The organism is Ilyomonas limi, from assembly GCF_005233845.1.
GTDB classification, from domain to species: Bacteria; Bacteroidota; Bacteroidia; order Chitinophagales; family Chitinophagaceae; genus Ilyomonas; species Ilyomonas limi.
The window spans coordinates 17,932-33,285 of record NZ_SZQL01000001.1 but is presented as its reverse complement, the minus strand read 5'-3'; the positions used below and the strand labels follow the sequence as shown (position 1 = coordinate 33,285).

Here is a 15,354-nt window from a genome sequence, read left to right as displayed (position 1 = left end):
CCTGCTGTTTACAAATGAAATACTTAAAATTTAGAATATAATTTATTGATAGTTAATTAGTTATGTTACTTTATCTTCCAATATATACCATTAGCATCTGTATATCACTTGGGTTTACACCACTAATGCGGCTTGCCTGTCCCAATGTTTTAGGTTTAATTTTTTTAAATTTCTGCATGGCTTCGTTGCTTAAAGCTGTGATGCGGTTATAATCAAAAGTTTCGGGAATATTTAATTCTTCTAACTGGCTGATTCTCTTTGCCAGCTCCTCTTCTTTTTCTATATATCGTTCATACTTGATTTGTATTTCTGCCTGTTCCAATACTGCTGCGTCATATTTGTGGGACAGATCCTGCAGTTTATCTACAGATTCAATTATACCATTCAAAGAAATATCCGGGCGTAATAATAGTTTAGCTGCTCTCTGTTTTTCAATTAGTACAGCAGAGTTTTGTTGCAGTAAATAATTGTTTATTTCTTGCGGTTCTATCACCGTAGTTTGCAAGCTTTTTACTACTTCCTGAATGTTCTCTTTTTTCCGCTCTACCTTTTTAAATCTTTCTTCCAAAGCTAAGCCCATTTTGTAGCTTTTTTCAGTAAGACGTAAGTCTGCATTGTCCTGGCGAAGCAAAGTTCTATATTCTGCACGGCTGGTAAACATGCGGTAAGGCTCATCGGTACCTTTATTAATTAAGTCATCTATCAATACACCAATATATGCTTCATTTCTTTTCAACACAAAGGGTGCTTCTTCTTTAATTGCCAGGTATGCATTCATGCCGGCAATAATTCCCTGGCAGGCTGCTTCTTCGTATCCTGTAGTACCATTTATTTGCCCTGCAAAGAATAAATTTTTAATGAGCTTTGTTTCTAATGAATTAGTAAGCTGAGTGGGTGGAAAGAAATCATACTCAATAGCATAACCCGGGCGAAACATCTTTGCCTCTTCAAATCCGGGAATTAATTTCAAAGCTTCATATTGCACTTCCTCAGGCAGCGAAGTAGAAAATCCATTTACATATATTTCTACCGTGTGAAAACCTTCCGGTTCCACAAAAATCTGGTGCCGGTCCCTTTCGGCAAAGCGGTTGATTTTATCTTCTATGCTTGGGCAATATCTTGGTCCGGTGCCTTCTATCCTGCCAGTGAACATTGGACTTCTGTCGAAGCCGGTTTTTAAAATATCATGCACTTCCTGGTTGGTATAAGTTATATAACAGCTTAATTGTTGAGCCGGTTTAATTGATGGCTGTTGTATAAAAGAAAAGCCGGTAAGTTCTTTATCTCCTTTTTGCTCCTCCATTACCCTATAATTCAGACTTCTGCCATCTACACGTGGTGGTGTCCCTGTTTTTAAACGATTACTTACAAAACCTAATTCAACTAGTTGCTCTGTTAAGCCTGTTGCGGCTTTCTCCGCTACCCTGCCGCCACCAAACTTTTTTTCACCAATGTGAATAATGCCGTTCAGAAAGGTTCCGCTGGTTAATATTACCGCTTTAGAATAAATGTAATGGCCTAAACCGGTTAACACACCGCACACGCGGTTATTTTTTACAATTATTTCTTTTACTGTGTCTTGGTAAAAGTCAAGGTTGGGTGTATTTTCCAGCATTTCTCTCCAGGAGAGCGCAAACAACATTCTATCGCATTGTGCTCTGGGGCTCCACATAGCCGGTCCCTTACTTTTGTTTAGCATTCTGAATTGCAACATGCTTTTATTGGTTACAATTCCGCTATAGCCTCCTAATGCGTCTATTTCTCTAACTATTTGTCCTTTGGCTATGCCACCCATGGCTGGATTGCAACTCATTTGTGCAATTGTCTGCATGTTCATGGTTATAAGTAGCACTTTGCTGCCCATATTGGCTGCCGCCGCCGCAGCTTCACTTCCGGCATGGCCAGCTCCAGCTACAATCACATCGTATTCGTTAAACATATTAGTACTTCTTTTTTGTGTGGAATATTTATCTTGTTTCCACGTGAAACACTTCAAACTGATTTAAATAATAGTTTTCCATTTCGGTCATCAATGCTTTTTCCTCACTTGTTTTATCCAGGTATCCGCATAAATGCAAAACGCCGTGGAAAATCACTCTTTTTAATTCATGTAAATAAGTAGCGTTGTTTGTTGCTGCATTTTCCTTTATTCTATCTATACTAATATATACTTCGCCAGTGATTGCCTTATTGTTTGTAGATAAATCAAATGTGAGAATATCGGTAAGATAATCATGCTGCAAAAATTGCTGATTTAAGGAGAGTAGATATTCGTCACTACAAAAAATGAAATCAATTCTATCTAATTTTTTTCCTTCAATAGAAAAGATATGTTTTATGAACTGTTTGAGTTTGATTTTTTGAGTAAATGCAGGATTTATATCAATTACATAAAATTTTATAGCAGACATAATTGCAAAATTAAGAAGATGAAAGTTGTTATAGTAATAATGGCTCATTCCATAATTCGTAATAACAAGGATTTAGCTAAGCTTACCTTTGCTTTTAACTATGAAAAGATTATCAGAAGTTAAGGCAGGCGTAAGTGCAGTAATTAAGGAGTTTGAAAATGACGAAATATTTATCAAGCTGATGGAAATGGGGTGTGTACCCGGCGAAAAAATAAAGGTAGAAATGATTGCTCCCTTAGGTGACCCTATCTCGGTAACAGTGGCGGGTTACAATTTAAGCTTGCGGCTAAACGAGGCATCTTCTATATTTGTAGAGGAGTTGAGTATGTTATGAAAATTGGTCTGTACTTCGGTTCTTTTAATCCTATACATATCGGGCATTTAATTATAAGTGAGTATGTATATAACAATACTTCAGTGGAGCAGGTGTGGTTTGTACTTTCGCCACAAAATCCACTCAAGGTTTCTGCTACTCTATTGAAAGCTTATGACCGGCTCCACCTGCTAAAGTTAGCCATTGAAGATAATCCCGTTTTTCAGGTTTCCGATGTAGAATTTAAATTACCTGTTCCCTCTTATACGATAGATACGCTTACTTATTTAAATGAAAAATATCCACAGCATCAGTTTGTAGTTATTATGGGTTCAGACAGCTTTCAAAATATAAAAAACTGGAAGAATTATGAATTACTATTAAAAATGTATGAGATAATTATTTACGAACGTCCTGGCTTTAAGGTAAATACTGATGTATTAGGAAACCATACGCTTTTACAAGGAGCACCGCTTTTAGAAATATCTGCTACCCAAATTCGCAGTCAGTTGAAGATGAGAAAAAGTATCCGATATATGTTACCGGCAAATGTGTACCAGGAAATAATAGACAATAAATATTACCAATAGCTAAAACAGTAAACCCAACAGAAGACAGCCTGCAGCAATAAAAGGTGCACGCACTTTGGTAAAGGATAATAAATAAAACGTTGAGCCAATTACAATAATGTTTAGTACAATATCGTGTACGCTCCAGTGAGTGTTTGAAAACACATCTTTTATAAGAAAGAAACTCGAGCCGGTAATAATACCAACAACGGCTGCTTTAATACCTTCCATCGAGCGATAAATAACCGTATATTTTTTAAGATTGCTCCATACCGGAAAAAAGAAGAGTACTAATAAAGCGCTTGGCAAAAAGATGGCAATCATGCCAATTACACATCCAAGTAATTGAAAGCTGGAACCTTTGTCGCGCAGTACCATACCACCTACAAAGGCGCCAATAGAAAATACTGGTCCTGGAATTGCCCGCACCATACCAAAGCCGGTTAGAAATTCTGCTTTGGACATACGCAATGCATTTGGATTCTTTTGTTGTACTGCAGGTATTTGAGGTCTTACTACATATTGCTCGTACATCATGGGCATTAGCACATCGCCACCGCCAAATACCAGGCTACCAAAACGATAAAAGTTTTCAAATAAATTATAAGGACCGCGATTTTTCCATTCCTGTTTTCTGGCAGTTTCACTCACAAACCCGGCTAATCCAAAAACGCAAAGGAAAATTAATATGTTGCCCCAATTTGTCTTCCTCTTTTCTTCATTTTTATCCGGATAGCGTTTGTCGCTAAAATTAGTAATAATACCTGCTGCCACAAGGCAGGAAGGAAAAATCCAAGGTGTTTTGAAGAGTAAGAAGGTAAGTAGTGCTACCAACACCATAATAACACGGGTAATGGTATTATGAATAGAAATTCTAAACAATTTAAAGGCAGAAAAAGTGACGAAACCAACCGCCATTGATTGTATATAATGGAAAATATTAGTATTTATCTCTTTGTCATCTATAAAGTTGAGTAAGAAAGAAAGCAAACTCATCAGTGTACAAGCAGGCAAAATCCAGAGCAGCAAAGTGAGCAAGGCCAATGGCAGTCCACCGCGCTTATAACCTATCAGTGTAAGTGTTTGCGTAGAAGAAGCGCCCGGCAACATCTGACAGAATGCATTGTACTCCATCAATTCTTGTTCTGTTAAGTCTTTGCGCTGTTGAACAAAGGTCTTCAACATCATACCAAAGTGCCCTTGCGGGCCGCCAAATGCAGTAATACTATAAAAAAAAACCGCTTTTAAAAAAGGAATATGGCGCTTCAAAATCAAGCAATATAATTTTTAGTGGTGATGTAAGCTACAGATTTACACCGGGTAAAAGTAAGACGTTATTACATAAAAAACCCGTTCCATTTACATAGAACGGGTTATATTAAGCTATACAAGTCCTAACACTTTGTATATCGGATTGACTTTACAAAGCCAAAGTCGTTGAAAATATTCATTACATAGTTTCCCTTCTTTAAATCATCTACTTTAATGGAGAGTTTTTGTGCACCCTCCCCTATTGTCTCTTTAATAGTTTTGGCCATTTTGCCCTGTATGTCTAATATTTTTACTACCAATTGTCCTGAGCAATCTGCAACAATATCTATGTAAGATAAACCGTCACTCAAGGCAGATATACTGTGTTGCGCTAGCATATGGCTTTGTTGAAAAAATGTGAGGAAAATAGAGGAATAAGAATTCAAACGATATGCCAACGAAAGCACAGAACGGGGTAGTGCGATAGAATTAGATAAAATAGCAGATTTACAGTTAAATACTACCGTTTTATTAAATTTAATTCCTCTTTGTTTGCATCCATCAAAATATATCGTCTCACATCAGTGATGGTCATTTCATCTAAAGTGTTGACAATATTCTCATATGTACAATCTGGTGTGGGTTTTATCAACACTACTGTTTCGTTTCTGTCGCCAAATTGTGCAGCTACTTTTTGCGTTTGTTGCAGAATTACGCTACGTATGCCTGCCGGTGAATAGTTCGTTTCCTGCATTGATGTGGGATTATCGCCTGCATAATATTTCACCTTATTGTCCTCACAAAGCAATAAACTAATGGTTTTGCTAACGGCTGTTACTCCGCCTGCACCATCCTGCGGCAAATTAAGCCGCATTGCTTTTTGCTCGTTCAGTGTAGTAGTGAAGATGAAAAAAGTAATTAATAAGAAACCTAAATCAACCATTGGTGTTAAATCTACACGGGTGGATAGTTTTTTACCTCTTGTGATGCCTCTTTTGCCGGTTAGTACGGCGGTTTGTACTTCTGCCATAAACATTGGTTTCCTATAAGATGGAGAAGTATAAAATTTCCATAACTAATGAAATAAAAAACCTCCCGGTTTAAGCGGGAGGTTTTTAAGTGTATTTTTTACAATTATTAATTGCCGTATTCGCTTATGAACTTAATGCGCATGATTTTCAACTGTTCCCAGTTGTAATTACTATCTGCCAGTTCTTCCTGCGCTACCTGCAACGATGAAGTTTCGCAACTGCGGAAGTAATCAATAATTTCATCCTGGTCGTCTTCGTCCAGCATATCTTCTATTGCATAATTCAGGTTGAGCTTGGTACCGCTTGCTACAATGGTTTCCATTTCTTCCAATAACGAATCCAACCTTAAGTCCTTATTGCGGGCAATAGTCTCCAGCGGTATTTTTTTATCTACATTCTGAATAATGTAAATTTTATTACTGCTTTTATTTGCCACGCTTTTCATTACAAAGTCGTCTGGCTTTTCTATATCATTGGCTTCTACATAGCTGGCAATCAATTCGATAAATGGTCTTCCAAATTTAATTGCCTTGCCCTTGCTCACACCCTGGCATTTTTCCAGTTCTGCCATTGTAGTGGGGTACATCGTAGCCATATCCAACAGCGAACTTTCCAAGAAAACGACAAATGGTGGCAGGCCTTTTTTCTTGGCTTCTTTCTGGCGCAGATCTTTTAGCATGTCGAACAGCTTTTCATCTGCTGCAGCGCCGGTAGCATTGCCACCTTCTGTTTCCTCGTCGTCTTCATTGGCATCTTCAAACAGGTTGTTGAGCACAATTTTAAACGATTGTGGCTTTTTCAGGAACTTCTCACCAGCTTCTGTAAACTTCAGTAAGCCATATTCTTCTATATCCTTGCGCAGCAAATTAGCCAGTAGCAACTGACGGATCAGGCTGTTCCAAAAATGCTCATCTTTATCTTTACCAATACCAAACGCGTCGAGTTTTTCGTGACGGTACATGCTTACCTGTGGCGTTTGCCTACCCATCAAAATAGCCACCGCATAATCGGCAGGAAAGCGCTCATCTAAGGCTTGTACTACCTTCAGCACTTTCACAGCTTCGTCTTTTGTTTCTATTTTTTCTTTTGGATGCAGGCAGTTATCACAGTTACCACAGTTTTCAGTATGCCAATCTTCGCCAAAGTAGTGCATCAGCACCTTACGGCGGCATACAGATGTTTCGGCAAAAGCCAGTGTTTCATTAATTAACTGTGCACCTACCTCCCGCTCGCTTAATGGTTTATCGCGCATTAAATGCTCCAGCTTCGATACATCTTTATGCGAATAATACAGCAGACATTTGCCTTCCAAGCCATCTCTGCCTGCACGACCGGTTTCCTGGTAATAATTCTCAATAGATTTTGGTATGTTGAAGTGGATCACAAAACGGATATCTGGTTTGTCAATACCCATTCCAAATGCAATGGTGGCAACAATTACCTGTACATCTTCGTTCAAAAACTGATCTTGCCTTTCTGCACGCAACTTCGCATCCAGTCCGGCATGATAAGCCACTGCTTTAATACCATTAGCTACCAGCAATTCAGCCAGTTCTTCGGTGGTTTTTCTGTTTAATGTATAAATAATACCGCTTTTATTTTTCATCTGCGTAATAAAGCGGACAATGCTTTTTACCGTTTGTTCCTTCTTTACTTTTGGTACAATTTCATAATACAAATTGGGGCGGTTGAACGAAGAAATAAACACATTCGGGCTGCGTAAATCGAGGTTCTTTACAATATCGCTTTGCACCTTGGGTGTAGCTGTTGCCGTTAAAGCAATTACCGGGATGCTTGGATTAATAATATCCATCATTTCGCGCAAGCGGCGGTATTCAGGGCGGAAATCATGCCCCCACTCCGAAATACAGTGTGCTTCGTCCACTGCAAAAAAGGAGATTTTCAGGTCTTTAAAAAAGTCCAGGTTTTCCTGCTTGGTAAGCGTTTCGGGCGCTACGTACAGCAGTTTTGTTTTGCCGTCCAGCAGGTCGGCTTTTACCTGATTGATTTGTCCTTTATTTAGCGAGGAATTAAGAAAATGCGCCACATTATCATTTTCGCTGTAACCGCGCACCAGGTCCACCTGGTTTTTCATCAGGGCTATTAAAGGACTTACAATGATAGCGCAACCATCCAGCATCAGTGCCGGCAGTTGATAACAAAGGCTTTTACCGCCACCTGTTGGCATTATTACAAATGTGTCCTTGCCACTGAGCAGGCTCTTAATTGCATCTTCCTGTAAGCCTTTAAATGTTTCGAATCCGAAGTTGGTGTGTAAGTGTGTATGAATGTCAAAATCACTAAGTGTAGCTGCAGCATTGGCTGCTTTGGTTGTACTGCTTTTAGCTGTGCGGGCTTTTGCAGGTCTTTTACTAACTGTTGCCATAATTAAAAAATCTCTGTCCGTTTATTTCGAGAGGATAACTTTAAAAATTAAATTACACATTTCTATGAAAACATAGAAATAAATACTGCTTAAAAAAGCAATACCGGGTAACGAAATTAAACCCAAAAAAACGATTGTTCCAACCTATAATTGTTAAAAGTTTAAAATGAGTGAGTAATAGTCTAATAATTGTTAATAAGCAACAAGCTACACAATAAATAATAACAACTCCTGTTATTTCAGAATATTTATGTATATAAAATCTTGTGATGGGTTAAGTATGTTATTTTCAGTAATTTAAACAAGTGTTTAAATTGATTTTCATTTTAAATTATGAGCCGGGAATTTGATTTGCTGCACCGCCACTTCACAATCCGGAAATCTTATATCTCCAGCATTATACGGCGGTGTTATTTGCTATTATTCTGCAACTACAATTTTGTATATCTATAATAGCTTCGTCTAACCTTGTAAAATGCACTGTTCCTGCTTGTGCACCCAGTCTATACTATCCGTGTTCCATTATTTACACCGAATTACCACTACTACTTCTATCATTCATCTTTACCACTGTATTTTTGTATTCTAATAAATAAAGTGTACACATGGATATAGCAGCGTTGTACGACAAAGCATTAAACTTTGAATTCTTAACCGTAGAAGAAGGCGTTTTTTTATTTCATCGTGCACCTCTTGCCGAGCTGATGCAGGTAGCTGATACACTCCGCAAGCAACAGGTGCCACATGGCAAGGTTACCTGGCAGATAGACCGGAACGTGAATACCACCAATGTATGCGTAGCAAACTGCAAGTTTTGCAATTTCTACCGTATTCCCGGTCATCCCGAAGCATACATCACCGATATGGATACCTATCGCCGTAAGATAAAAGAGACATTCAAATACGGCGGAGACCAGTTGCTTTTGCAGGGTGGCCATCATCCAAACCTTGGACTTGACTTTTATACCAATACCTTCCGCCAGATAAAGCAGGAATTTCCTACCCTGAAGCTGCATGCGCTTGGACCGCCCGAAGTGGCGCATATCTGCAAGCTGGAAAAAATGAGTCACCATGATGTGCTGAAAGAGTTGAAAGCTGCCGGTTTAAACTCTTTGCCTGGTGCCGGCGCTGAAATTCTGGTGGACAGGGTGCGTCGCCTTATCAGCAAGGGAAAATGCGGTGCCGATGAATGGCTGGCTATTATGCACGAAGCACATAAGCTACATATCACTACGAGCGCCACCATGATGTTTGGGCACGTAGAAACTATTGAAGAACGTTTCATTCACTTAGTACGCCTGCGTGAAGTACAGGCAATAAAACCTGCTGATGCAAAGGGTTTTTTAGCATTTATTCCGTGGACATTCCAGGATGTAGATACATTATTAGCACGCATTCGCGGGGTGCATAATTTGACAACTGCTGAAGAATATATCAGAATGATTGCGTTGAGCCGTATCATGCTGTCAAATATTGTAAATATACAGGCAAGCTGGCTAACGGTGGGCAGGCAAACGGCGCAACTGTGCCTCCATGCCGGTGCCAACGATTGGGGCAGCATTATGATAGAAGAAAATGTGGTAAGTGCTGCCGGTGCGCCACATCGCTTTACGTTCAAAACGATTCAAAGTGCTATTAGTGAGGCAGGTTTTGAGCCGCAGCTCCGCAATCAGCAATATGAATGGCGCGAGATTCCGGAGTTGATAGAAGAACAGGTGATTGATTATTAATTTAATGCGAATTTTTCCAATACTTCCTGCATAAGCGCTGACAGAGGTTCCACACCCTGTTGGCATTGAAAAACAGCAGCAAGTCTCTTCTTAATTATACATATTATTTTACAAAATAAAAGCCTCTCCTATATAAAGAGAGGCTTCTTTGTATAACTATGAATGTACATTTTTATCGTAATGGAAAGAACACGCCTGCATGGAAGTTAACCGAGCTCAGGTTGTTATAACCAAAGTTTTTGTAAGGCACATAGTTATAATCGGCACCTATTTTTATACCCGAAGCGCTAAGTCGTCCAAACGGAATATTTACCCCAACACCGCCTTGCGCTACAAAGGAAGCACTGGTTTTACTGTTGGAGGTAAATTCGCCTAAGTATTGCTTAAAGTCCACAAGACTTGCACCTGCGCCCACACTAATGTATGGCTGCACTGCGCCTTTGCCACCCATCGGCATAAAAGTACCCTTAGCCATAATTGGCGTTACCTGGATAGAATTGGTCAATACAGCCGATACGGATTGTGTTTTATCTAACTGATACACAGCACGCGGATATTTTTGGTAATAATCCTGAAAGCCAACACCCAACCCGGCTGCCCACTTATTATTAATGCCATATTGCAACGAACCGCTAAAACCTCGGCCGCTTCCCTGATTAATCAGGTCGCTTTTAAAGCTACCCAGTGGCAGGCTGTAATTATAATTCAAATCCAACTTCAACTGACCCGATTGTGCACTTGCTGCTGTGCTGCCTATCACCAGCAACAATGCAGCGCCTATTATTATTCTAAACTGTTTCATACAATTAATCATTTGTTTTTAAATAAGGAGATTGATCAAATAAAGCCTTCACCTGGCTGTCTGCCGTAGAGGTATTAAAAATACCCTCACCACGTATTACTCCCGTCCATACCAGTTTTATCTTGTTGGTAGAAGCGGCATTTTTCAAGTCCAATAAGTCAATAGATAGTGCCCCCTCGCGTACGGTATATACATCATAGGCATAAGGCACGTAATAGTCGTAGCCGCCATAGCCCCAATAGTAAGGATCGTAGTAATAGTCGTAATAACCCCAATAGTCCGGGTAGCTTATTAATCCGGTAGAGGTTTTGATAATATGACTTACATCAACGCCCAGATCGGGGTTATCATTTTTTGTTACCTGTGTGTAGCCCATCCCATCCATGTACTTTTTTACTGCAGTTATATAAGCAGCGTCGGCCTCATCCAGTTGCTTGGTACTCTGGTTACCATCAATCACCGCTACAGAGTCGGAAATACTGTAGGTTTTATAAGAAGAAAAATTAACTGTTGAATCGTGATCGGTAATGTAAATGCGCGATTCTTCCGTGCTTAAGTTGCTCACTGCATCTTTCTGGCAGGCTCCGAGCGATAATATCAATGCCGCTGCTGCCAGCAATGCTCCTGTCTTTTTCATACATTAAAGTTTTTGTTTAAGGAATTTTTAATAACACGTAATTGTGAGCACAAATTGTATGCGAAAGGAACACAAAACCATTTTTTAAGAACCCTTTAAAGGTATTAGAAAGGAGCACCTTCATTATATAACTTTAATAGCTAAAACATTGCATTCTATTAACATAAAGAATGTTAAACAGACACATGATTTGCAATGTTAATAAGACAGGAGAATTGGAAGCTATATCTGCCTGTAACTTTAAACCTTAGGCTTTAAACATTAAACAATCACAATCTTTTGTCCTCGCTTTTTCTTAACCTAAATATGACGGTGCATTCTTGCTTCCTTATTACATTTGTTAGTCTGCTCATTAAGCAACCCATTTATTATCTATGAAAATTTTATATCAGTACCTCAAGCCTTATAAATGGCTGGTAGCGCTTACTTTGCTGCTGGCAGCCATCAATACCAGTTTTTCATTAATTGATCCTATTATCTTTGGTAAAATCATCAATCTCGCCTACGAGTTCAAAAAAGATCCTGCACAATTTCATTATCCCGAATTTGGCACCTTTGGCCGGGCTGTTGGCTGGCTCTTACTTGCTTCTATTGGTGTTGCCATGGTGAGCCGTATTGCCAAAAACTTTCAGGATTATTGTATGAATGTGATCCAGCAAAAATTTGGCGCTAAAGTTTTTACCGATGGATTGCGCCACGCCATGAAGCTGCCCTATCAGGACTTTGAAGACCAACGTAGCGGAGAAACATTGAGTACGCTTACCAAAGTACGCACCGATACCGAACGGTTTATTACCAGCTTTGTAAATGTACTGTTTGCGATTGTGGTGGGCATTGTATTCATTATTATCTATTCATTTCGCATTCACTGGTCGTTGCCGCTGGTGTACTTTGCCGGTATATTTATAATAACGTGGGCAACGAGTGTATTGAGTCGTAAAATAAAAAGTATCCAGAAAAATATTGTTTCACAAACCAATGCCCTGGCAGGCGCTTCTACCGAATCGCTACGCAATATTGAACTGGTAAAAAGTTTGGGTTTAACACAGCAGGAAGTAGAGCGGCTGAATAAAAACACGTATAAAATATTAAACTTAGAACTAACTAAGGTAAAGCGCATTCGCAGCATTAGTTTTATTCAGGGCACGATGGTGAATACGTTGCGACAAACAATTTTGTTTATTCTGATGTGGCTTATTTTTCACCGGATAATGGATGCCAGTCAACTCGTAACAATGCAGTTGTTTTCCTTCTTTGTTTTCAGTCCGTTGCAGGAAATTGGAAACATCATTATCACCTATCGCGAAGCGGAAGCATCGCTCAATAATTTTCAATCTTTAATGCAAAAGAAAGGCGAGCCAAAACCGGCTATACCGCAGCATGTCGGATGGATAGAAACGCTGCAATTCAGTCATGTTTCTTTTAAACATCAAACGGCGCAGTTCAAGGCTTTGGACAGCATCAGTTTTGGTGTAAAAAAGGGCGAAACCATTGCATTTGTTGGCCCTTCAGGTGCAGGAAAAAGTACATTGGTAAAATTGTTAGTTGGTTTGTATCATCCGCAGCAAGGCACCATTTTGTACAACGGCATCCGCGAGCAGGATATAGACTTTGATGAGTTGCGCGGGCAAATAGGCTTTGTAACGCAGGATACACAATTGTTTTCGGGCACAATAAAAGAAAACCTGTTATTTGTAAACCCAACTGCCACTGATGAAGACATACAAAATGTGCTGTTTCAGGCAAGCTGTAACACTTTGCTGGCACGTGCCGAAAAAGGATTAGATACGATGATTGGTGAAGGCGGATTGAAGCTGAGCGGTGGTGAAAAACAACGCATCTCCATTGCCCGCTCGCTGTTGCGCCATCCAAGATTATTAATATTTGATGAAGCAACTTCGGCATTGGATTCCATTACCGAAGAAGAAATTACTACGACTATCAAAAACGTTTCTGCACAGCGCGAACAGATAACCGTGTTGATTGCTCACCGCCTCAGCACCATTATGCACGCCGATAGAATTTATGTGCTGGAAAAAGGACGCGTAGCCGAAACTGGTACGCATAGTGAGTTGCTGGAGGAAAAAGGATTGTATTATGCCATGTGGCGCCAGCAAATTGGTGAACGTAAATATGCGGCAACTGCGCCTACTGCTACTCCCCAGGTTGCTGTTGTATAATGTTGTAGTGTTTGAAAATTTTTACCGCAGAGAACAAGCATTAGTAGCAGTTTCGCAGAGAATAAATAATCTCTGTGCTTAACTCCATTTACTCCTGTTTTCTGCGGTAAAGAATGGTGAAAGAAAAGTAGTGGCACAATTACTGTATTCCTGATAGTGTTAATCTATTTGTGAACTTGAAAATTTATTATTATGTCAGGACGTGGAGATAACAACAAGCACGGTACTTCAGGGCAAGGTGCCAGCAATCAAAGTAATCAGCCTTTTGTAGCCGATGGTCAGGATGAACTAAAGTCAAATCATAACAAACATCAAACCGGTGGCGAGCCTTCTATTCCGCAGGCAAAAACTGTTGATCAATCTGCTAACCGCAATACGCATCTGGTAGATGACCCGCAGGTAAAATTACCGGCAGAAGGATAAGTAACGAATTATAAAGAAGAGACGCTTACACAGCGTCTCTTCTTTATAATGAAAAAGGTACTATATCAAATTGTTCATTCCACTATATTCATAATATCTTCCACATATTTTCTATCATTGCAAAGGCGTGGTACTTTATGTTGCCCGCCTAATTTTCCTTTTTGCTTCAGCCAACGATTAAATGCATTTTTTGGTAAGCTATGTACCACCGGCATGCGCAAGGCCATGTCTTTATGCCGCTTGGCTTCGTAGTCGCTGTTGAGTGCTTTGAGTGCGCAATCCAATTCGTAAGTGAAATGTTGGATAGATGCCGGCTCTTGCTCAAATGCTATCAGCCATTCGTGTGCGCCATTGCTGTTATCAGAGAAATAGAGTGGAGCTGCAGTATAATCGTTTACAACAGCACCGGTTTTTTCGCAGGCAATAGCAATTGCTTTATCGGTATTTTCTACAATCACTTCTTCACCAAAAGCATTAATGTAATGCCTGATGCGCCCGCTTACCTTGATGCGGAAAGGATAGAGCGAAGTAAACTGCACCGTATCGCCCGGCATATAGCGCCATAAGCCGCCATTGGTAGAAATAACAATAGCATAATTTTTATTCAGTTCTACTTTGTCCAAACCAATAGTTTTCGGATTGTCCTTTCCGTATTCTTCCACCGGCATAAACTCGTAAAAAATGCCATGCGCCAAAAACAAAGTCATGCCATCATCATATGGAGCCGTTTGTGCAGCAAAAAAACCTTCGCTTGCATTATACATTTCAAGGTAATGAATATCATCACCAATCAGCTTACTAAACTGCTCTTTATAAGGTACAAACGATACACCGCCATGAATGTACAACTCCAGGTTAGGCCACACTTCTTTTAATGTTTTGCAGCCGGTAATTTCCAGAATATATTTTATAAGAATGAGTGTCCACGTAGGTACGCCTGAAATAGAAGTTACATTTTCCTGTATAGTGCTTTGTGCTAAAGCCTCAATCTTTAGCTCCCACTCATCCATCAGTGCAATAGACAACTCGGGTGTGCGCAGCCACTGCCCCCAAAAAGGTGTATTCTGCAGCAATACAGCACTTAAATCGCCATAAAAGATATTTTCATTTAATTGGCTTACCTGGTGGCTGCCGCCAATTACCAAACCTTTGCCGGTAAGTAAGTCACTTTCGGGATTGAAATGATAATAAGCCGTGAGTACATCCTTAGCAGCCTGGTAGTGGCACTCGTTCAGGCTTTCTTCGGTAATGGGAATAAACTTGCTTTTATCGCTGGTGGTACCACTGCTTTTTGCAAACCAGTTAACCGGCGTATTCCATAGTAAATTTTCTTCGCCCTGCATCAATCGCTCTATATAAGGCTTTATATTGTTGTACTCGCTGATGGGCACCAACTGCTTGAATGTGCGGATGCTAAATATTTCCGTAAAATGGTGTTTGCGTCCAAACTCGGTATATTGACCGTGTGTAATAAGGTCCTGGAGCACTTCGCGCTGGGCAGTAAGCGGATTGGCGGTCCACTCTTCTATTTGCGCATAGCGCAGGCGTGCAAGACGAGATATGGCAGGACTAATCAGTTTCATGGATACAGCAAAATAGCAAATGTTGTTGAAAGGAGCAT

The 15,354-nt window shown here is 39.9% G+C and carries 14 protein-coding genes; 5 read left to right on the top strand and 9 right to left on the bottom strand.

Annotated elements, in window-relative coordinates:
- Positions 1-70: 70 nt before the first annotated feature.
- Together mnmG and ybeY are read right to left on the bottom strand one after the other, a co-directional pair.
- Complete coding sequence (mnmG, locus tag FC093_RS00145) at positions 71-1,939, bottom strand: tRNA uridine-5-carboxymethylaminomethyl(34) synthesis enzyme MnmG (RefSeq protein WP_137259714.1); 1,869 nt, start codon at positions 1,937-1,939, stop codon at positions 71-73.
- Between the two features lie 28 nt (positions 1,940-1,967).
- Positions 1,968-2,411 carry an rRNA maturation RNase YbeY gene (ybeY, locus tag FC093_RS00140; protein WP_137259713.1) on the bottom strand — a complete coding sequence of 148 codons (444 nt, stop codon included), beginning with the start codon at positions 2,409-2,411 and terminating at the stop codon, positions 1,968-1,970.
- A 100-nt stretch (positions 2,412-2,511) separates the two neighbouring features.
- Here ybeY and FC093_RS00135 point away from each other — a divergent pair, with 100 nt between their 5' ends.
- Together FC093_RS00135 and nadD are read left to right on the top strand one after the other, a co-directional pair.
- Complete coding sequence (locus FC093_RS00135) at positions 2,512-2,745, top strand: FeoA family protein (protein WP_137259712.1); 234 nt, start codon at positions 2,512-2,514, stop codon at positions 2,743-2,745.
- Entirely contained in the window at positions 2,742-3,314 is a 573-nt protein-coding gene (gene nadD / locus FC093_RS00130) for a nicotinate (nicotinamide) nucleotide adenylyltransferase (protein WP_137259711.1), read from the top strand. Before FC093_RS00135 ends, nadD begins: the two co-directional genes overlap by 4 nt.
- Here nadD and chrA read toward each other — a convergent pair whose 3' ends face one another.
- From chrA to recQ, 4 genes are all read right to left on the bottom strand, one after another.
- Complete coding sequence (gene chrA / locus FC093_RS00125; RefSeq protein WP_240743135.1) at positions 3,315-4,562, bottom strand: chromate efflux transporter; 1,248 nt, start codon at positions 4,560-4,562, stop codon at positions 3,315-3,317.
- Between the two features lie 125 nt (positions 4,563-4,687).
- Entirely contained in the window at positions 4,688-4,942 is a 255-nt protein-coding gene (locus FC093_RS00120; protein WP_137259710.1) for a T9SS type A sorting domain-containing protein, read from the bottom strand.
- A 122-nt stretch (positions 4,943-5,064) separates the two neighbouring features.
- Positions 5,065-5,574, bottom strand: a complete 510-nt coding sequence (locus FC093_RS00115; RefSeq protein WP_170970940.1) for an ExbD/TolR family protein — start codon at positions 5,572-5,574, stop codon at positions 5,065-5,067.
- Between the two features lie 107 nt (positions 5,575-5,681).
- On the bottom strand, positions 5,682-7,961 hold the full coding sequence (gene recQ, locus FC093_RS00110) for a DNA helicase RecQ (RefSeq protein ID WP_137259708.1): 2,280 nt from the start codon (positions 7,959-7,961) through the stop codon (positions 5,682-5,684).
- Positions 7,962-8,566: 605 nt separating this feature from the next.
- On the opposite strand from recQ, the gene mqnC reads away from it, so the two are divergent.
- Complete coding sequence (gene mqnC, locus FC093_RS00105) at positions 8,567-9,691, top strand: cyclic dehypoxanthinyl futalosine synthase (RefSeq protein WP_137259707.1); 1,125 nt, start codon at positions 8,567-8,569, stop codon at positions 9,689-9,691.
- Positions 9,692-9,863: 172 nt separating this feature from the next.
- Here the strand turns inward: mqnC and FC093_RS00100 are convergent, their stop codons facing one another.
- The gene (locus FC093_RS00100; protein ID WP_170970939.1) at positions 9,864-10,493 is read right to left on the bottom strand and encodes an outer membrane beta-barrel protein; all 630 of its coding nucleotides are present in this window, start codon (positions 10,491-10,493) and stop codon (positions 9,864-9,866) included.
- Between the two features lie 4 nt (positions 10,494-10,497).
- Entirely contained in the window at positions 10,498-11,130 is a 633-nt protein-coding gene (locus tag FC093_RS00095; protein ID WP_137259705.1) for a DUF4136 domain-containing protein, read from the bottom strand.
- Positions 11,131-11,504: 374 nt separating this feature from the next.
- On the opposite strand from FC093_RS00095, the gene FC093_RS00090 reads away from it, so the two are divergent.
- Both FC093_RS00090 and FC093_RS00085 read left to right on the top strand, forming a co-directional pair.
- Entirely contained in the window at positions 11,505-13,310 is a 1,806-nt protein-coding gene (locus FC093_RS00090; protein WP_137259704.1) for an ABC transporter ATP-binding protein, read from the top strand.
- A gap of 192 nt (positions 13,311-13,502) precedes the next feature.
- Positions 13,503-13,733, top strand: a complete 231-nt coding sequence (locus FC093_RS00085; protein ID WP_137259703.1) for a hypothetical protein — start codon at positions 13,503-13,505, stop codon at positions 13,731-13,733.
- Positions 13,734-13,807: 74 nt separating this feature from the next.
- Here the strand turns inward: FC093_RS00085 and FC093_RS00080 are convergent, their stop codons facing one another.
- Entirely contained in the window at positions 13,808-15,316 is a 1,509-nt protein-coding gene (locus tag FC093_RS00080; protein ID WP_137259702.1) for a GH3 auxin-responsive promoter family protein, read from the bottom strand.
- Positions 15,317-15,354 lie beyond the last annotated feature (38 nt).